The organism is Agrobacterium sp. SORGH_AS_0745 (assembly GCF_030818995.1).
In the GTDB taxonomy this organism is placed as follows: Bacteria; Pseudomonadota; Alphaproteobacteria; order Rhizobiales; family Rhizobiaceae; genus Agrobacterium; species Agrobacterium tumefaciens.
The window spans coordinates 1,932,747-1,952,524 of record NZ_JAUTBI010000003.1; the positions used below are offsets into that span (position 1 = coordinate 1,932,747).

Consider the following 19,778-nt stretch of genomic DNA (forward strand, 5'->3'; position numbering starts at 1 on the left):
GAGATCAAGATCAGGGGTCGGTTTTTTGTGAAAACCGGCCTTTCAAGTTCAGATCAGGGAGACGACATGGCAAAAGCCGAGGCTGACAAGGGTGCGGCTCCTTCCGCCCGGGAAAGGACCGCCCGGCCGTTTTCTGCTTTCGAGCGCATGGTGGCCTGGCGCTATCTGCGGTCGCGGCGCAAGGAAGCGTTCATTTCCGTCATCGCCGGCTTTTCCTTCGTCGGCATCATGCTGGGCGTCGCGACGCTTATCATCGTCATGGCTGTCATGAACGGTTTTCGAACGGAGCTGATTTCGCGCATTCTCGGCATCAACGGCCATATGATCGTCCAGCCGATCGATCAGCCCTTCAACAATTACGATGAGCTGGCGAAGAAGTTCTCCGCCATTCCGGGCGTGACGATGGCCCTGCCGCTGGTAGAGGGGCAGACATTGGCCTCCGGTCGCGGTGGCGCCGGCTCCGGTGCGCTCGTGCGCGGCGTTCGCCAGGACGATATCGACAAGATCAAGGAAGTCGCCACCAACGTCAAAACCGGCGATCTCGTCGGCTTCATGGCGGGCGACGGGGTTCTGGTTGGCTCAAGGCTTGCCGCACAGCTTGGCGTGACGGCGGGCGACGATATCACCCTCATTTCGCCTGAAGGCGATGTGACGCCGATGGGTGTCAACCCGCGCGTCAAATCCTACAAGATTTCGGGCGTCTTCGAGATCGGCATGTCGGAATATGATGCGTCGATGATCTATATGCCGCTGTCCGAAGCCCAGCTTTATTTCAATGCCGAAGGCCTGGTGCAATCCATCGAGCTTTACGTCAGTCGCCCCGACAATGTAGACGGCATCCGCCCGCTGGTGGAGCAGGCAGCTGAGCGGCAGATCTATATCACCGACTGGAGACAGCGCAACCAGACCTTCTTTTCCGCCCTGCAGGTGGAAAGAAACGTGATGTTCATGATACTGACGCTCATCGTTCTGGTAGCGGCGCTCAACATCATTTCCGGCCTCATCATGCTAGTGAAGGACAAGGGCAGCGATATCGCCATTCTGCGCACCATGGGCGCCAGTTCCGGCGCCGTCATGCGTATCTTCTTCATGACGGGAGCTGCCATCGGTACCGTCGGCACATTCGCCGGTGTGGCACTTGGCGTCATCGTCTGCCTCAATGTGGAATCCATCCGGCAGTTCTTCTCCTGGGTATCGGGCACGGTGCTGTTTGATCCGCAGCTCTATTTCCTCAGCCAGCTTCCGGCCGAAATGGATATCAGCGAGACCATTACCGTCGTCATCATGGCGCTGACGCTTTCTTTCCTGGCAACCATCTTTCCGGCATGGCGGGCTTCCAAGCTCGATCCGGTGCAGGCCCTGCGTTACGAATAAGGACCGCTTCACAATATGGCAAAAAAATCAGTGCTGCGGCTTACCGGCGTCGAGAGGACCTATGGTCAGGGCGAGACGTCGCTCTCCATTCTGCGCAAGGCCGATTTCGAGTTGAAGAGTGGTGAGATGGTGGCGCTTGTTGCCCCCTCGGGCACCGGAAAATCCACGCTGCTGCATCTCGCCGGGCTTCTCGAGCATCCGGATGCTGGCGAGGTCTTCATCAATGACGCGCCCTGCAATGGTCTGCCGGATGAAAAGCGCACGGCGATCCGCCGCAGCGACATCGGTTTTGTCTACCAGTTCCATCATCTGCTGCCGGAGTTCACGGCGGTGGAGAATGTGATGATGCCGCAGCTCATCGCCGGTTTGACGCAGGGCGAGGCCCGCAAGCGTGCGAGCGCGCTGCTCGATTACATGCGGGTCGGCCATCGCGGCGAACATCGCCCTGCTGAGCTTTCCGGCGGTGAACAGCAACGTGTGGCGATCGCGCGTGCCGTTGCCAACGCACCGCTCCTGCTTCTCGCCGACGAGCCGACCGGCAATCTCGATCCCGAGACCGCGCATTACGTGTTCGATGCGCTGGAAGCGCTGGTGCGCCAGTCCGGCCTTGCCGCACTGATCGCCACCCATAATCACGAGCTTGCCAACCGCATGGACCGCCGCGTGACGCTTGCAGACGGCAAGATCGTAGACTTCTGATCGTGATGCAGTAAGGCGACCATAGCGCCGCCTTTGCGATCTTTTCTGCGGCTGAGTCTGTCTACGTTCAGGTTTCCCGCGAAGCCACTCGTCCTTCCACAATTGAATTTTCACGAACCCGGAGGTGTTTTTGCCTCCGGGTTTTTTTGCTTTGGAGTCAGTGGCTTGCCATTCACGAAGGTGGAACCGCAGCCGATTCTGCCGCGTTAGCAAGGAGACTATCAATAAAAGCCTGTTGACAATCGAACAAAATGAGAACAAAGTTAGAACATAACGAGTAAGGAGAGACCAATGACTGATTTCATCCGTGACGTTGCCGCTTTCGCCTCCATCGCTGTGTTTGTCGCCAGCTTTTCGGTGATCCTCACTGCCCTGTGAAGGGCACACCGGCGCAGAAGCCTGTATAGACGCCGAAAGGCGGTGGACTTTGAAGGCCGAAAATCGGAAAATCGCCCCCTCGATTCAGAATGACAGGATGACGATATGGGCGAGACGGTTACGCGTGGAGAGACCTCTGGCGAAACGCTGAAAACACCCGGTTTCGTCCATCTGCGGGTTCACTCCGCTTACTCCCTGCTTGAGGGGGCTTTACCCCTCAAGAAAATCATGTCCAAGGCCGTTGCAGACGGCCAGCCGGCCATAGCCATTACCGACACCAACAATCTTTTCGTCGCGCTGGAGTTTTCCGAAAAGGCGCGTGATGAGGGCTTGCAGCCGATTATCGGCTGTCAGGTGTCGATCGACATGCAGGATGCGGTGGATGATCGCCGCAATCACAACAGCCACCTTGCCAAGCTTCCAGCCATCGTGCTGCTCGCGGCTGATGCCGGAGGGTACGAGCGGCTAGTGGACCTCATCAGCCGCGCCTATCTGGAGGGCGAAAGCGGTGGCCAGTCCGTGCATATTACCCGTGCATGGCTGGAGGAAGCCTCCAATGCCGGGCTGATCGTGCTGACGGGTGCCTCCGGTGGTCCGGTGGATATGGCTCTGAAGGAAGGGCATACGGCGCAGGCGAGAGAACGCCTGCTGGCGCTGAAATCACTCTTCGGTGACAAGCTTTATATCGAATTGCAGCGTCAGTCCGGTTTCGACCGCGTCCATGAGCGGCGTATGATTGGACTTGCTTATGAACATGATATTCCGCTGGTCGCCACCAACGAGGCGTTCTTCCCTTCGAGGGCCGATTATGAGGCGCATGACGCATTGATGGCGGTGGCGCATAACGCCATCGTTTCGGATGACAGCCGGTTCCGCCTGACGCCCGACCATTATATGAAAAGCCGTGAGGAGATGGCGGAGCTGTTTGCCGACCTTCCGGAGGCACTGGAAAACACCGTCGAAATCGCAATGCGTTGCTCGTATGTGCTGAAGAAGCGTGGGCCGATCCTGCCGCGCTTCACCGGTGCCAGCGACGATCCCGAAGCGGCGCAACGGGCAGAGGCCGAAGAGCTTCGCCGTCAGGCCGTCGAAGGTCTTGATCTTCGCCTTGCGGCCCTCGGCATGGCACCTGGCTACACAGAGCAGGAATATCGCGACAGGCTGGATTTCGAGCTTGGCGTCATCGAACGCATGGGTTTTCCCGGTTACTTCCTGATCGTTGCGGACTTCATCAAATGGGCCAAGCAGCAGGATATTCCGGTCGGCCCCGGCCGCGGTTCGGGTGCAGGCTCGCTCGTGGCCTATGCGCTGACCATCACCGATGTCGATCCTCTGCGCTTCTCGCTGCTGTTCGAACGCTTCCTCAATCCCGAACGCGTGTCGATGCCCGACTTCGATATCGACTTCTGCCAGGACCGCCGCGAAGAGGTGATCCGCTACGTGCAGCGCAAATATGGCCGCGAGCAGGTGGCGCAGATCATTACCTTCGGTTCGTTGCAGGCTCGCGCGGCATTGCGCGACGTCGGCCGCGTGCTGGAAATGCCCTATGGGCAGGTGGACAAGATCTGCAAGCTGGTCCCCAACAACCCCGCCAATCCGACGCCGCTGTCAAAAGCGATCGAGGAAGAGCCGCGTCTGCAGGAAGAGGCGGACAAGGAACCCGTCGTTGCCCGACTTCTGGATATCGCCCAGAAGATCGAGGGGCTTTACCGTCACGCCTCCACCCATGCTGCCGGCATCGTCATCGGTGACCGGCCGCTGTCGAAGCTGGTGCCGATGTATCGCGATCCGCGCTCCGACATGCCGGTTACCCAGTTCAATATGAAGTGGGTGGAAAGCGCCGGCCTCGTCAAATTCGACTTTCTCGGTCTGAAGACGCTGACGGTGCTGAAGGTTGCCGTCGATTTCGTTGCCAAACGCGGCATCAAGGTGGATCTCGCCGCAATTCCGCTGGACGACGCCAAAACCTACGAGATGTTGTCACGCGGCGAAACCATCGGCGTGTTCCAGGTGGAAAGTGCCGGCATGCGCAAGGCGCTTATCGGCATGCGCCCGGACTGCATCGAGGACATCATTGCGCTGGTGGCGCTTTATCGTCCGGGTCCGATGGAAAACATTCCGGTCTACAATGCCCGCAAGCATGGCGAGGAGGAGCTGGAGTCGATCCACCCCACCATCGACCACCTCCTGAAGGAAACGCAGGGCGTTATCGTCTATCAGGAACAGGTGATGCAGATCGCCCAGGTTCTGTCAGGTTATTCGCTCGGCGAAGCCGATCTTCTGCGCCGCGCCATGGGCAAGAAGATCAAGGAGGAGATGGACCAGCAGCGCGAGCGCTTCGTGGACGGCGCGATCAGAAACAGCGTGTCGAAGCCGCAGGCCAACACCATCTTCGACCTTCTGGCGAAATTCGCCAATTACGGCTTCAACAAGAGCCACGCCGCCGCTTACGCCATCGTGTCCTATCAGACCGCCTATATGAAGGCGCATTATCCGGTGGAGTTCCTTGCGGCCTCCATGACGCTGGATATGGCCAACACGGAAAAACTCAATGATTTCCGCCAGGATGCCAGCCGTCTCGGTATAGAGGTCGTGGCACCTTCGGTGCAGACGTCCTTCCGGCAGTTCGAGACGGGTGAGAACCGCATCTATTATTCGCTGGCCGCCATCAAGGGCGTGGGCGAGGGCGCGGTGGAACACATCGTTACCGTGCGCGACGGCAAGCCATTTGCGAGCCTGGAGGATTTCTGCCTGCGCATCGATCCGAAGCAGATCAACCGGCGTGTGCTCGAAAGCCTCATCAACGCTGGCGGTTTCGATTGTTTTGGCCGCGACCGCGCCGAGATGATCGGCGGGCTGGACCGCATTATCGGTTATTCGCAACGCGCGCAGGAAAGCCGCGTTACCGGCCAGTCGGACATGTTCGGCTCCGGCGGCGCAAGCGGTCCGGAAAAGCTCATCCTGCCTGCCTTCCAGCCGTGGCTCGCCTCGGAAAAACTGCTGCGCGAATATCAGGTGCTCGGTTTTTACCTGACCGCACATCCGCTCGATACCTACCGCCCTGTATTGGAAAAGTTGCGGGTGCAGAATTTCGCCGATTTTTCCGCCGCAGTGAAACAGGGTGCGACCGCCGGGCGTCTGGCCGGCACCGTCACCGGCAAGCAGGAGCGCAAGACCCGGACCGGCAACAAGATGGGTATCGTCACCTTCTCCGATGCCTCCGGCCAATATGAGGCGGTTTTGTTTTCCGAAGGGCTTGCCCAGTTTCGCGATCTGCTCGAGGTGGGCAAATCGCTTGTTATCACCGTACAGGCGGAAGAGCGCCCGGAAGGCATCGGTCTGCGCATCCAGACGGCGCAATCGCTCGAGGAAAAATCCGTCCAAATGCAGAAGGCGTTGCGGGTTTATGTGCGCGATTCAGGCCCGCTGAAAACCGTTGCCCGCCACCTCAATACCAAAGGTGACGGATCGGTTTATTTCATCGTCATCAAGGACGAGGGGAGCCGTGAGATTGAGGTGGAGCTGACGGAGAAATATCGTATTTCCCCTGAGATCGCCGCCGCACTTCGCTCTGCCCCCGGCGTTGTTGATGTGGAGCTGGTGTGAGGCCTCAAGCCCTCAAACCGGCCCTTCTTTTGTCACGGTAATGAAGTCCGTCCCCATCCCTGTCTCCATCTGGTGACTGAGGTCGGAAACGGTAATCGAACTGCCGGTTGAAAGCTCTTTCTCGATTCGGGAGCGAATTTCAGCCGGTATTTCAAGGCGGCCGAGTACGGCGCTTAGCTGGTCAAAGCCACCGGGCGCTTCGGTAACGGTGATGCCGAGCCGCTTGCGGGCTGCGGCCGGCAGATGGTTTTCCAGTGTTACGCCATTCCATTCGGCGGTTCCGGCTGCGCGGTTGACGGCAACGGCTTCGAAGAAATGCGTTCCGAGTGCCACCTCGGGATCCTTGATGTCGATCGCAGCCTCGAATAGCGGCTTGAAATCCTGTCGCACCATGATCTGGCCATTCGGTGGATGATCTTCGCCGGCGGATGCGTAAAGCGCAGCGACGAAATCGTCGGTCAGTAGCGGCCCGGTAGTTTTCAGCCCCTTCCAGCGCTTGAACGCGTTGACGGCGCTGATCGTCATTTCTCCGGTATAGCCGTCCGGTGCGCCGGCATCGAAGCCAAGGCGCGTCAGCACGGCCTGAATATCCATCACCTTTTCGCGCTCGCCGCGCCGGGTGATGAGGATGCGCAAGGGCGAGGGCTCCTTGCCTTTGGCCATCGGTTTGATGGCTTGCGTTTTTTCATTCACGGCCACCTCAACGGTGCCCAATGCGGCGTCGAAGGTCGCGGGGCGCAGTTCGACGTCGGATAAAAGCAGCTTGCCGTCATCGGCATCGTCCCGCGGCTCAAACAGGGCTGAATGTTGTACGGAGCGCAGAGAAACCGGCCGGTCGGTGATGATGACATGCACGCCGTAGCGGGTCTCGCCGAACAGCGACTGCGCGAATTTCGAAGGCAGGCGCACGCAGCCATGCGAGGCCGGGTAATTCGGCACCTTGCCTTCGTGCAACGCGATGCCCGACCATGTCAGCCGCTGCATGAAAGGCATGGGCGCGGCCGAGTAGATGTTCGATTCGTGGTATTTGCGTTTTTCCAGAATCGAAAAAATGCCGCTCGGCGTCTCATGCCCGGCCTTGCCGGTTGAGACCTTGGATGTAGCAACGATCTCGCCGTTCTCGTAAAGCGCCAGCGATTGATCGCTTTTCGAAACGACGATCTGCAGGGACTTGTTGTCGGCGGCAAGCGCCGGAAAGGCAAGAATGCTGGCCGACAGCATGCCGGTCAGAAGACGGAAGCGAAGGGACATGACGCAATACACCACATGCACAAAACTTCGTTTACTCAACCACGCGAAGTTTAATGAAGTTTAAGGATAGGGCGTCTGCCACATCACTAATTTGTGTAATATCTAAAATAGGGGCAGGGTGTTGCAGGCCGCAGGGTTTCACGGCGTTTGCACGCGGCATGGCCGCTATTTGCGTGTGCCGAAAGTGTAGCCGGTCTCGACGCTGCCCTTGCCGAACTTGTCGCGCAATTTGTCCATTGCCGCTTCCGCCGCCGCCCGCCGTTCCGCCTGCCTGTCGACGAGATCGGGAGGATCGGCAAGGTCCGCATCGCGCAGATCACTGACGCCTATGCCGATCAGGCGAAACTTGGTGCCGTCGGTTTCTTTCGCAAGCAGCGAAAGGCCGGTACGGAATATGCGGTCGGCAAGCTGGGTAGGGTCATCAAGCTTGCGGTTGCGGGTGCGGAGTTTGAAATCGGCCGTCTTCATTTTCAGCACAACCGTCTGACCGGAAATGCCGCTCTTCTTCAGGCGCCAGGCAACTTTTTCGGAAAGCGACCGCAGGATCGGTACGAGGTCCTCGTGGCGGGAAATATCGTTGAAGAAGGTGGTCTCGGAAGACACGCTTTTCACGGGGTCGTTATTGTGCACGTGCCGTTCATCGATGCCGCGCGAAAGCCGGAACAGCCGTTGTCCCATCACGCCATAGCGGCGCATCAGGTCGCCTTCCTCCATCTCCTGCAACTGCGCGATCATGCGGATGCCGTCCGCCTCCAACGTCGCCGCAAACGCCTTTCCAACGCCCCATATCGTCGTGACTGGCCGTGCTGCCAGAAAGGAAAGCGCTTCCGCTTCGCCGATCACCGAAAAGCCGCGCGGTTTTTTAAGGTCAGACGCGACCTTGGCCAGAAATTTGCAGTAGGACAGCCCGGCCGAGACGGTCACGCCCACTTCTTTTTCCACCCGTTTCACAAATTTCGCCAGAACCCGGGCAGGTGGATCGTGATGCAGCCTCTCCGTTCCGGAAAGATCGAGAAACGCCTCGTCTATGGAAAGCGGCTGCACGAGCGGCGTCAAATCCTGCATCATGGTTCGGATCTGACGGCCGACGCGGCTGTATTTTTCCATGTCGGGCTTGATGACCACGGCGTCCGGACAGGCTTCCAGCGCCTTGAACATCGGCATGGCGGAGCGCACGCCCTGGATGCGGGCAATGTAGCAGGCAGTGGAAACCACGCCGCGTTTTCCGCCGCCGATGATCAACGGCTTGTCGGCAAGCTCGGGATTGTCCCGTTTTTCAACGGAGGCGTAAAACGCGTCGCAATCGATATGGGCGATGCTGAGGTCGTAGAGTTCGTCATGGTAGACGAGGCGGGGACTGCCACAGGCGCGACAACGCCTCAGGTCCGCTGGCTGGCCGGCCAGACAGTCGCGGCAAAAACCGGGATCATAGAGATGCGACGTGGACATGGGCCGAAAACAAAACCAGAACGTCGCTAACCATACTCCGGCCGTGACGGTGGCTCAAGGGGTGGCCTGTCAATACTCACCCGAATCCAACCCCGGGCCGGAAAAATGGTGCCAGGCGGCGGCAACCGTTTCGGGGGATGTGTCGGTCGCCGCGCAGAAGGCCATGAGGTCTGGTTCGTGGCTCATCAGAAAATCGGTGAGCCCCGCCAGAAAGCCGGGATCGTGGGCGGCATGGCGCAGCATATTGGCCTGCAATCCGCTCAGCGCCAGAAAACGCCCGAGCATTTCCGGCTCGTTTGCCAGCCAGCCAAGTATGGCGGCTGCCGTTTCTTGCGGATCTTTTCCGGCATTGTCTTTGTTTTTTGTATCTCTCAGCATTTCTCTACCGAAGTTACCTATTTTGAAACCAAATCGTTCTAGCCTTGCGCAACAAATGGACGATGGAATCGGTTCTCTGGCACCCTATATGTCTGGGAGAAGGTTTCAAAGCGAAACGGGGACTGCCCACCATGCCCAAGCAGGTCATGATAGTCGAAGACAACGAGCTGAACATGAAGCTCTTTCGTGACCTGATCGAGGCGTCTGGCTATACGACGATCCAGACGCGCAACGGCATGGAAGCGCTGGATCTTGCCCGCAAGCACCGCCCCGACCTCATTCTCATGGATATTCAGCTGCCGGAGGTTTCCGGGCTGGAGGTGACGAAATGGCTGAAGGAGGATGATGAGCTGCACGTCATTCCGGTCATCGCGGTAACCGCCTTCGCCATGAAGGGGGATGAGGAGCGCATTCGTCAGGGCGGATGCGAGGCCTATGTGTCCAAGCCGATCTCCGTTCCGAAATTCATCGAAATCATCAAGACTTATCTAGGCGATGCGTAAGGCGGTTGGGGAACTGTTATGACGGCGAGAGTTCTGGTTGTTGACGACATACCCGCAAACGTGAAGCTTCTCGAAGCCCGGCTTGTCGCGGAATATTTCGACGTCGTAACCGCCGAGGATGGTTTCAAGGCGCTTGATATCTGCGACCAGGAACAGGTCGATATCATCCTGCTGGACATCATGATGCCTGGCATGGACGGTTTCGAGGTCTGCGAACGGCTGAAGGCCAATCCGAAAACGGCGCATATTCCTGTTGTCATGGTCACCGCACTCGATCAGCCCTCAGACCGCGTGCGCGGCCTGAAAGCCGGCGCGGATGATTTTCTTACCAAGCCCGTTAACGACCTTCAATTGATCGCCCGTGTCAAAAGCCTCGTGCGCCTCAAGGCCGTCAGTGACGAATTGCGGCTGCGGGCCGAGACCGCGCGCGAGATCGGTATCGAGGAGATGCTGCGCAGCGATGGCCTCATGCAGACGCCTGGCCGCGTTCTGGTGGCGGATGGCCGCGCCAGCTCGCAGGAACGCATCGTCAGGGCGCTGAAGCCGGTTGCCGAGGTCGATGCCGTCACGGAGCCTCAGGCGGCCCTGTTGAAGGCCGCGAGCAACCCCTTCGAGCTTGTCATCGTCAATTCCAATTTTGAGGATTACGATCCGCTGAGACTGTGTTCGCAGCTTCGTTCGCTGGAGCGTACCCGGTTCCTGCCGTTGCTTCTGGTAGCGGAACAGGGGGCGGACGACATGGTGGCACGGGCCCTCGATCTTGGCGTTAACGATTATATTCTCCGCCCGATCGATCCCAACGAACTTGTCGCCCGGTCTCTGACGCAGATCCGGCGCAAGCGCTATAACGAGCATCTGCGGCTCAATCTCCAGCACACGATGGAGCTTGCTATCGTCGATGGGCTGACTGGTCTTAACAATCGCCGTTATCTCGACAATCATCTGAAAATACTTTTCGACCGCGCCGCCGTGCGTGGCCGCCCGATTTCCATTTGCATGACCGATATCGACCGCTTCAAGCTGGTCAACGATACCTATGGCCACGATGTCGGCGATGAGGTTCTGCGCGAGTTTGCAGCCCGCATCCGCAGCACGGTGCGCGGCGCCGATCTTGCCTGCCGTTATGGCGGGGAGGAATTCGTGGTCGTGATGCCCGACACGCCGATGGAGCTTGCCACAAGCGTTGCCGAGCGCCTGCGGGCAATCATCGAGGACAAGCCGTTTCACGTTCGTTCCATCGACCGCGAGTTGAGTATCACGGCTTCGCTCGGCATCGCCACCAGCAGCGGAGCATTCGGCGCGCCGGACGAGCTTCTGAAGCAGGCCGACAGGGCGCTCTACGAGGCGAAACACACAGGACGCAACCGCGTCGTGGCGGCCGCCGCCTAAAGGCGCAGACACATGACGCTGACAATCCGTGCCGCCTTTTGAGACTTTCGACGTTTACCGTTATCGATAGCCGCCCAAAGACCTGACGGCAAACTGTGGCAAGCGCGAAGTCCCTGACCTTGCCAGTATTTTATCTTCTTACAATGAGGGGGTGAAGTCTAACAGGGTTAATAGAGTTCAAGTTGAAAAATACGTTGAATTCAATCGCTCACGGAACTATAGTGTGCCAGCGTTGTATATTTAACCATGTTTTCCAGGTGATGTATCTCTGGCTTAAGAATTTGTTGATTTTTATTTTACTTCTGCGCACACTCCCAATCGAGAATAACAGTTCTTCCGGCGGTTTTTCCGTCTAGTGATGAAGAAACGATGGCGGTTTACACCGCTGATGTTTCGGTCGTCAGGGGCTGGTATTGCGTAGTTTGAATGCCCCATGATGCTCAGGTCCGCCGCATCTCCTGGATCGTGGGGTCGGTCGGCTGACGATGTCCGAATCGGTTCCTCGTGCCGTGATCACATCGTTGGCCGACCGCCTTATCTCCGAAAATATTCTGTGCTTGTGCTGCCGCTTATAGCGCAGAACATCCGGCTGCGCGCGCAGGCAGCGCGCTGTCGCAGCGGTTGGCGCATTTGGCCGATGAGACGCTGATTAGGAGAGGCGCTGGTTAGGCGAGACGGTGATAAAGAGTTTTCCCGGCGTGCCGATAGCGCCGACTGGGTTCCAAACTCAAGAACCGCAACTAGGAAGGTTACGATTCGTTGGCCCGTGGCGGGCCTTGCGAGGGCGCTGGCGCAAAGAATGCCGTTGGCGGCATCCTTTCCATACAAACAAAAAACGCGCCCGTTGGGCGCGCTTTTGCCGGAGAACCCGATCAAGAATTACTTGATCTTGGTTTCCTTGAATTCAACGTGCTTGCGTACAACCGGGTCATACTTCGTCTTCGTCATCTTGTCCGTGAACGTACGGCTGTTCTTGGTGGTGACGTAGAAGGTACCGGTGTCGGCTGTCGACAGCAGCTTGATCTTGATTGTTGTAGCTTTCGCCATGGTCGTCCTGCCTTTAAACAAAAGAGAAGCCGCAGGCGCTTCTCACCTCGGCTAAATCTGGCGCGAAACTACGTATCGCGCCTGAAAAGTCAAGTCTGTTTTGCCCTGAAAACAAAACGGAAGGCATAAAGCACCACGTAAAGCCCGAAAAACACGGCAAGCGCCCAGGCGAAACCATCGGTACCCGCAACATCCATGGAAATGCCGACGGCCTGTGGTCCGGCTATTGTGCCCATGGCATAGCAGAAGATGAAGGCGGCGTTGGCGGCCACCAGATCGGCCCCTTTGAGACGCGATCCCAGATGGGTAAGGCCGACGGTATACATGCCGGATACGAGGCCGCCCCAGAACAGCAGCAGGGCCGCGACGAGAATCCATCTATCCACCAGCAAGGGCAGCGCCAGCGTGCCGCAAACGCCCGCAAAGGCCATCAGCGCCAACATTGTGCGCCGGTCCTTCATTCGGTCCGAAAGCAGGCCGATCGGTATCTGGAAGACCATGTTGCCGATGCCCATCACGGTCAGCAGAAGTGCCGCCTGCGATTCGTTGAAGCCTTCGCGGGTCGCATAGATGGGAAAGAGCGACAGACCGCCCGCTTGCACGGCGCCGAACACGAAGGCCGCCGCAGAAGCCATCGGCACCAGCCATATATAACGGGCGAAATGGTGGTTCGGCCTTTCGCTTAGCTCCGGGCTTTCGCCGCGCGCAAGGAAGATCGGGATCGCGGCAAGCAGTATGATTGCTGCCCCGACCAGAAACGGCAGGATGCCATCGCTGCCGACCACGGAAAACAATAACGGGCCAACCGCAAAGCCAACCGCAAGTCCGGTGGCGTAGATGCCGAGAACCATGCCGCGTTTTTTTGGCGGCGCGGTCATGTTGATCCAGTATTCGGAGAGGATGAACAGCGTGGTGGTTGCGCCATGGAAGACGATTCGCAGCGGAAACCACATCCAGAAGGCGTCGGCGAAATAGAAACAGAGCGCACTCAGGGCCGACACGACAACGGCAAATAGCATCGTTCGCGCCACGCCGAAATCATGGGCGATCTTGGTGGTCACCGGCGCTGCCATCATCGCCGCAACGCCGGCCATTGCCGAATTTACCCCGATCATGGTGGAGGAGATGCCGCGCTTCTCAAGGATGATCGACAGGAGCGGCAGGCCCAGGCCGATGGCGACACCGACCGCACTGATGGCGGAGATGGCGGCGATCAGTGAGGGCCAGTGAATGGCGTCCGCTTCGCATTTCATTTGTGACATGACGGCCTTTATACAAAGTCTCGAATGAATCGGCCGTGGCGCGTGACATAGAGCCGCGCGGGGCTTTCAAAGGGCAGTGACGGATCACCTATCATGAGTTTTGTGACATCTTCGAGAACCGTGCGTGTGATTTTCGGCATGTTCAGACTGGAAAGCGCTGTCATGTCAAGCCATTGCACATTGTGCAGCTCATCTGAATCCCTGATTAGCCGGGTATCCAGCCGCAACTCGTCAGCGTAACAGCAAAAGAATCGCGTGTCGTAACGCCTGATATTGCCGGGCGGGGTGATTGCGCGCGCCACATATCGAAAACGCGAAAGATCCGGACCATCAGCGTCCATGCCCATATCGACGCCGGTTTCCTCCACGAGCTCGCGCGCGGCGGCAAGCGCCAGCGCCCGTGCCCCGGCAGCGCTCAGGCGGCGCGCGGCAGACGTGGTGAGGCTGCGCAGCACGGCGGGGTGCAGATCGCCGGAGAAGGGCAGTGCGTGGTCGCGCGGATCGCGTTTGCCGCCGGGAAACACGTAAGCGCCGGGCATGAATATGTGCGCATTACTGCGCCGGCCCATCAGCACGCGAATAGCAGGGCCGGAACGATCAAACAGGATGATTGAGGCGGCATCGCGCGGCCGCAGTGGGCCGCTCGCCGCCTGGGTGTTCGAGGGAAGCTCGGACACGTGCAAATTCCCGCCCGCCGTCAGTGGGAGGAGCCGTCGATCTGCACTTTTGGCTGTTTTCCGTCGAAGCCGTGCATTCTAAGTGCCCATTGCAGGCCGATGACGCCACCCTTGATCGGTTGCAGCGTCAGAAGCGCGGCCAGAATGGTGATAGGCACCCAGATGGCGAAGTGTACCCACATGGGAACGGAAAGCACGAGATCGGTCATCATGAAGCCGCCAACGGCGATATGGCCGATGATGACGATGGAAATATAGGGCGGCAGGTCGTCGGAGCGGTGATGATGCATTTCCTCGCCGCAGGCCGCGCAATTGTCCACCGGCTTCAGGAAGGCCCGAAACAGGCGACCGCTGCCACAGGCCGGGCAGCGATTGGCCATGCCCCGCATGATCGAGCGGCCAAGCGGACGCTCCGCGCTTCCATCTCCGAAGGTAACCGTTTCCGAGCCCTGATTTGCACTCATCCTGAAGTCCTTCTCCCGTTTGTCTTAACCGCTTGACGCGGTCTTGTTACCGACGTCCTCTCGGCGGCCTTGTTCCCGGCTTGGCGGAAGGACGTGATGTCCGCCGGCCTGCCTTGTGGAACGACCGCGAGCCGACCGGCATCTTGCGCCCCGGGCTCAGCATTTCAAACCGCAGCGCACCAGCCAAGGGTACCGCTTCTGCAAGCCGCACCTGAACCGTATCGCCGAGTTGATAACCGAGACCCGTCTTTTCCCCCGTCAGAGCCTGATGAGCTTCGTCGTAGAGGAAATAGTCGGTTCCAAGTGTAGATATAGGAACAAACCCGTCGGCGCCAAACTGCGGCAGCGCGACAAATAGTCCCGCCTTGGTGACACCCGCGACGCGGCCATCGAACTCCTCACCGACGCGCTCGGAAAGATGGTGCGCGATCAGCCGGTTGATGGTGTCGCGCTCTGCGGCCATGGCGCGGCGCTCGAAGGTCGAGATTTCGGCGGCTATATCGTCCAGCGTCGCCTCTTCCTGCGGGGTGATGCCGCCTTCGCCGAGGCCTAGCGATCCGACCAGCGCCCGATGCACGATCAGGTCGGCATAACGGCGGATCGGTGAGGTGAAATGCGCGTACTTCATCAGGTTGAGGCCGAAATGGCCGATATTTTCCGGGCTGTAGATCGCCTGGCTCTGGCTGCGCAGCACCATCTCGTTGACCATGATCTGGTGCGGCGTGTCGAGTGCGCGCGCCAGAATGCCGTTGAAGGAATTGGCGCGCATCGCGACACCCTTGGCCATGGAAATGCCGATGGTGCCGAGGAATTCGCGCAGCACTTCCTGCTTGGTAAGTGTCGGGGCGTCATGCACGCGGTAGACCAGCCGCTGCTTTTTCTTTTCCAGGGTCTCTGCGGCGGCGACGTTCGCCTGGATCATCATTTCCTCGATCAGCTTGTGCGCATCGAGGCGTTCGGGAATGACGACCTTGTCTACTGTCCCGTCGGGCCTGAGCTGGATCTTGCGCTCCGGCATGTCGAGTTCCAGCGGCTGGCGGCGATCGCGGCCGCGCTTCATCACGGCATAGGCGTGCCACAGCGGCTTCAGGATTGGCTCCAGCAGCGTGCCGGTCTTGTCGTCCGGGCGGCCGTCGATTGCGGCCTGCGCCTGCTGGTAGGAGAGCTTGGCGGCACTCTTCATCATGATGCGATGGAAAGTGTGGCTCGCCTTGCGGCCTTCCTTCGAGAAGGTCATCCGCACAGCAAGGGCAGGGCGGTCGACGCCTTCCTTCAGCGAGCAGAGATCGTTGGAGATGCGTTCCGGCAGCATCGGCACGACACGATCAGGGAAATAGACGGAGTTACCGCGCTTCAGCGCCTCGCGGTCGAGCGGTGCGCCTGATCGCACATACCAGGACACGTCGGCGATAGCGACGGTGACGATCACTCCATCAGGATTGTCGGGCGAGGGGTCTAGTTCGGCATAGACCGCGTCGTCATGGTCCTTGGCGTCAGCCGGATCGATCGTGATCAGCGGCAGGTCGCGCCAGTCTTCACGGTGCGACATGGTCGCGGGTTTTGCGGCATCCGCCTCGGCCAGAACATTCGGCGGGAAGATGTGCGGAATACCGTGGGCATGGATCGCGATCATCGAGATCGCCTTCTCCGAGGCGACTGAGCCGACCACCGAAAGAACCTTTGCGCGTGTCAGGCCGTAACGACCGCTGTTGCGCGAGGTTTCCACCTCGATCAGGTCGCCGTCCTTGGCATCGCCCACACCCTCGGGGTCGATGACCATTTCCTCGCCGCGCCGGTCGATCGGCATCAGGCGTCCGCCGCCGCCTTCCGTTTCCTTGAACACGCCAAGCAGTGCGTTCTGACGACGGTCGATCAGCTTGACGACGCGGGCCGTGTAGGCCGGGCCGACGCTGTCCTTGGAAGGGAATATTTTTGCCAGAATGCGATCGCCGAGACCGGCGGCAGGGGCTTTCTTACTGCGGTCCTGCGAGGACTGGCGGATGAGCACGGCGGGGGCCGCGCCCTGATCTTCAGGCCATTCGGCAGGCCGGCCGATCAATTCGCCGTCCTTGTCGCGGGTGGTGATGTCGAGAACCGTCACCGGCGGCAGGCCACCCGGTCGCGTCAGCGTCTTGCGGCTCTTCTGCACCATGCCGTCGCTTTCAAGCTCCTTCAGCAGTGCCTTGAGCACAACGCGGTCGTCGCCCTTCAGCCCGAAAGCCTTGGCGATTTCGCGCTTGGAGGCCTGCTGCGGATGCTCGGCGATGAATTTCAGCAGCACTTCGCGGGAAGGCACCTCGCCATGGATGATGCCTTCACCTTCATTTGCCCGCTTGCCGCGCCCGGTACGTCCGAAGCCGTCGCTGGCGGAACCCTGTCTCTGACGCGGCGCCTTGCTCACGATTCTGCCTTCTTGGGTTTGGCTGCGGCCTTCGGCTTGGCAGCCGTCTTGCTTTTCGTTGCGGCCTTGGCTTTTGTCGCCTTCGGCTTTGCGGCTGTGTCGCCATCGGCCTTCTTGGCAGCAGGTTTCTTGGCCTTGGCGGGCTTGCCGCCGGTTCCTGTCTTGGCGATACGCTCGGCAATCAGCACCAGCGATTCGTCCAGCGTCACGGAGGTCGGATCCTGCCCCTTTGGAATGGTGGCGTTAACTTTGCCCCAGTTGACGTAAGCGCCGTAACGCCCGTCGCGGACGGTGATCGGGCCGCCATCTGGGTGATCACCCAGTTCCTTCAGCGCCGCAGGCGTGCCGTTGCGGCCGCGCCCCGGTCCCTTGCTCTGCTTCTCGGCAATGACGGTAACGGCACGGTTGAGGCCGATCGAGAACACGTCTTCGATGCTTTCGAGGTTCGCATAGGAACCATCATGCAACAGGAAGGGTCCGTAGCGGCCAAGCCCGGCGGAAATCATCTTGCCGGTTTCGGGATGCTTGCCGATATCGCGCGGCAGGTTGATGAGCGCCAGCGCCTTTTCGTGGTCGATGTCCTCAGGCTTCCAGCCCTTGGGCAGCGAGGAGCGCTTGGCTTCCTTGCCATCGCCGCGCTGGATGTACGGGCCGAAACGGCCAGACCGAAGCGTCAACTCCTCGCCGGTCATCGGATCGGCACCCAACGCTTTCGGCTCGTTGGATACGGAAGCTTCGGCTTCCGAGCCATCGGACGTGAGCTGGCGGGTAAAGTTGCACTCCGGATAATTGGAGCAACCGACGAAAGCGCCGTATTTGCCGAGCTTCAGCGAAAGGTTGCCGGTGCCGCAAACCTGACAGATGCGCGGATCGGAGCCGTCCTCACGCTTGGGGAAGACCAGCGGGGCCAGAACTTCATTGAGCGCATCCAGCACGTTGGTAACGCGCAATTCCTTGGTATCTTCGATCTGCGCGAAGAAATCCTTCCAGAAATCGCGCAGCACCTGCTTCCAGTCCAGTTCGCCCGCGGAAATGCGGTCGAGCTTTTCTTCCAGATCGGCGGTGAAGTCGTATTCGACATATTTGGCAAAGAAGCTTTCGAGGAAAGCCGTCACCAGCCGTCCGCGCGAATGGGGAATGAGCTTGCGCTTGTCGATGATGATATATTCGCGGTCGCTTAGCGTCTTCAGCGTCGCCGCATAGGTGGAAGGACGGCCGATGCCGAGTTCTTCCATCTTCTTGATGAGCGATGCTTCCGAATAACGCGGTGGCGGCTCGGTGAAGTGCTGGCTGGCGTTGATCTTCTGCTTGGCGAGGTTCTCGCGCGCATTGATCTGTGGCAGGCGGCCTTCATCGTCACCGTCGTCGCTCTGCTCGCCATCTTCTTTCTGGTCGGTATAGGCGGCAATGAAGCCGTCGAAGCGGATGACGGAACCGACGGCACGAAGCCCGGCCTTTTCACCGTCCTTGTCGGCAAGGATTTCCACCGTGGTACGTTCGATTTCGGCAGATGCCATCTGGCTCGCAATGCCGCGCTTCCAGATGAGGTCGTAAAGACGCAATTGGTCGGGATCGAGGTAACGCTTCACCTGATCCGGTGTGCGGTTAAAATCGGTCGGACGGATAGCTTCGTGCGCTTCTTGCGCGTTCTTTGCCTTGGTCGAGTAGAAGCGCGCCTTTTCCGGCACATAGCGGTCGCCAAACTGCTCGCCGATGGCGCGGCGTGCGGCATCGATCGCTTCCGGCGCCATCTGCACGCCGTCGGTACGCATATAGGTGATCAAACCAACGGTTTCGCCGCCGATGTCGATACCTTCATAAAGCTTCTGGGCCACCTGCATGGTCCGCGAGGCCGAAAAGCCCATGCGCGAGGAGGCAGCCTGCTGCAGCGTCGAGGTGGTGAAGGGCGGGCCGGGATTGCGCTTGACGGGTTTCGCCTCGACCGTATCGACAATATAGGTCGCGCCTTCCAGGAGCGCCTTCAGGCGGTTGGCGTCATCTCCTGTCTTGATCGAACGGCCTTGCAGCTTCTTGCCATCGGCGGAAACCAGCTTCGCCTCGAACTCGTCACCGCGCGGTGTCTTCAGCAGCGCGCTGATGTTCCAGTATTCCTCGGAGACGAAACGCTCGATCTCGGCTTCGCGGTCGCAGACGAGACGCAGCGAAACGGACTGCACGCGGCCGGCGGAACGGGCGCCCGGCAGCTTGCGCCACAAAACCGGCGACAGGTTGAAACCGACGAGATAATCCAGCGCACGGCGGGCAAGATAGGCATCGACCAGCGGCACGTCGATGTCGCGCGGGTTCGCCATCGCGTCCAGTACCGCCTTTTTGGTGATGGCGTTGAAGACCACGCGCTTCACCGGCTTGTCGCCGAGAACGCGCTTCTTCTTCAAGAGATCAAGCACATGCCAGGAAATCGCTTCACCCTCGCGATCCGGGTCGGTTGCGAGAAACAGGCCGTCGGAGGATTTCACCGCGTCGGCAATGTCCTTCATGCGCTTGGCGGATGCGCTATCGACCTCCCAGGACATTTCGAAGTCCTGGTCGGGCAGCACAGATCCATCCTTGGCAGGAAGGTCCCGGACGTGGCCAAAGGATGCAAGAACCTTGTAGCCCGGACCAAGATACTTGTTGATCGTCTTGGCTTTGGCAGGAGATTCTACGACGACGACATTCATATTGTTTTTTCTCTGGAACTGGTCCGTTAACATAGCCGGATCACGGCATAATGCCGCAATTCGCCTTCTTTATAATTCGACATGGACAGGTAATGCGCGCGGGTCAAGAGGCAAGCCCGATTTTATCGCTCCAAGGCAATTGCAACCTATGGATAATCTGTCGTTGTATTGCAATCTTTGGTAAATTTGTTATAGTGACCAACATGATTTGAATTGACG

The 19,778-nt window shown here is 59.2% G+C and carries 14 protein-coding genes; 5 read left to right on the top strand and 9 right to left on the bottom strand.

Annotated elements, in window-relative coordinates; translation table 11 throughout:
* Positions 1–66 precede the first annotated feature (66 nt).
* The 3 genes from QE432_RS19190 to dnaE all read left to right on the top strand — a co-directional run bounded on the left by QE432_RS19190 (position 67) and on the right by dnaE (position 6,057).
* Positions 67–1,374: a lipoprotein-releasing ABC transporter permease subunit gene (locus QE432_RS19190; RefSeq protein WP_003512696.1), complete on the top strand. Its 1,308-nt coding sequence runs from the start codon at positions 67–69 to the stop codon at positions 1,372–1,374.
* 15 nt (positions 1,375–1,389) lie between these two features.
* Positions 1,390–2,073, top strand: a complete 684-nt coding sequence (locus QE432_RS19195; protein WP_013635957.1) for an ABC transporter ATP-binding protein — start codon at positions 1,390–1,392, stop codon at positions 2,071–2,073.
* A gap of 483 nt (positions 2,074–2,556) precedes the next feature.
* Positions 2,557–6,057 carry a DNA polymerase III subunit alpha gene (gene dnaE, locus QE432_RS19200; RefSeq protein ID WP_111799016.1) on the top strand — a complete coding sequence of 1,167 codons (3,501 nt, stop codon included), beginning with the start codon at positions 2,557–2,559 and terminating at the stop codon, positions 6,055–6,057.
* A gap of 12 nt (positions 6,058–6,069) precedes the next feature.
* On the opposite strand, the gene QE432_RS19205 is transcribed toward dnaE, so the two are convergent.
* From QE432_RS19205 to QE432_RS19215, 3 genes are all read right to left on the bottom strand, one after another.
* Positions 6,070–7,308 (bottom strand): L,D-transpeptidase family protein, encoded by a 1,239-nt coding sequence (locus tag QE432_RS19205; RefSeq protein ID WP_306625322.1) that lies wholly within the window; start codon positions 7,306–7,308, stop codon positions 6,070–6,072.
* 165 nt (positions 7,309–7,473) lie between these two features.
* Positions 7,474–8,757 (bottom strand): DNA polymerase IV, encoded by a 1,284-nt coding sequence (locus QE432_RS19210; RefSeq protein ID WP_025593266.1) that lies wholly within the window; start codon positions 8,755–8,757, stop codon positions 7,474–7,476.
* Between the two features lie 69 nt (positions 8,758–8,826).
* Positions 8,827–9,135, bottom strand: a complete 309-nt coding sequence (locus tag QE432_RS19215) for a DUF3572 domain-containing protein (protein ID WP_019565486.1) — start codon at positions 9,133–9,135, stop codon at positions 8,827–8,829.
* A 131-nt stretch (positions 9,136–9,266) separates the two neighbouring features.
* Between QE432_RS19215 and QE432_RS19220 the strand changes: the two genes are divergently transcribed.
* Complete coding sequence (locus QE432_RS19220) at positions 9,267–9,638, top strand: response regulator (protein WP_003496409.1); 372 nt, start codon at positions 9,267–9,269, stop codon at positions 9,636–9,638.
* Positions 9,639–9,656: 18 nt separating this feature from the next.
* A complete protein-coding gene (locus QE432_RS19225) occupies positions 9,657–11,027 on the top strand; it encodes a PleD family two-component system response regulator (RefSeq protein ID WP_019565487.1) in 1,371 nt (456 codons plus the stop codon).
* An 879-nt stretch (positions 11,028–11,906) separates the two neighbouring features.
* Here the strand turns inward: QE432_RS19225 and rpmG are convergent.
* From rpmG to topA, 6 genes are all read right to left on the bottom strand, one after another.
* Positions 11,907–12,074 (bottom strand): 50S ribosomal protein L33, encoded by a 168-nt coding sequence (rpmG, locus tag QE432_RS19230; RefSeq protein WP_003496403.1) that lies wholly within the window; start codon positions 12,072–12,074, stop codon positions 11,907–11,909.
* Between the two features lie 89 nt (positions 12,075–12,163).
* The gene (locus QE432_RS19235; RefSeq protein ID WP_019565488.1) at positions 12,164–13,327 is read right to left on the bottom strand and encodes an MFS transporter; all 1,164 of its coding nucleotides are present in this window, start codon (positions 13,325–13,327) and stop codon (positions 12,164–12,166) included.
* A 17-nt stretch (positions 13,328–13,344) separates the two neighbouring features.
* The gene (locus tag QE432_RS19240) at positions 13,345–14,013 is read right to left on the bottom strand and encodes an NUDIX domain-containing protein (RefSeq protein WP_003512714.1); all 669 of its coding nucleotides are present in this window, start codon (positions 14,011–14,013) and stop codon (positions 13,345–13,347) included.
* 20 nt (positions 14,014–14,033) lie between these two features.
* On the bottom strand, positions 14,034–14,477 hold the full coding sequence (locus tag QE432_RS19245; RefSeq protein WP_003512717.1) for a DUF983 domain-containing protein: 444 nt from the start codon (positions 14,475–14,477) through the stop codon (positions 14,034–14,036).
* Positions 14,478–14,523: 46 nt separating this feature from the next.
* Positions 14,524–16,878, bottom strand: coding sequence for a ribonuclease R (gene rnr, locus QE432_RS19250; RefSeq protein WP_174061446.1), 2,355 nt, complete (start codon positions 16,876–16,878; stop codon positions 14,524–14,526).
* Positions 16,875–19,559, bottom strand: a complete 2,685-nt coding sequence (topA, locus tag QE432_RS19255) for a type I DNA topoisomerase (protein ID WP_306625335.1) — start codon at positions 19,557–19,559, stop codon at positions 16,875–16,877. Before topA ends, rnr begins: the two co-directional genes overlap by 4 nt.
* Positions 19,560–19,778 lie beyond the last annotated feature (219 nt).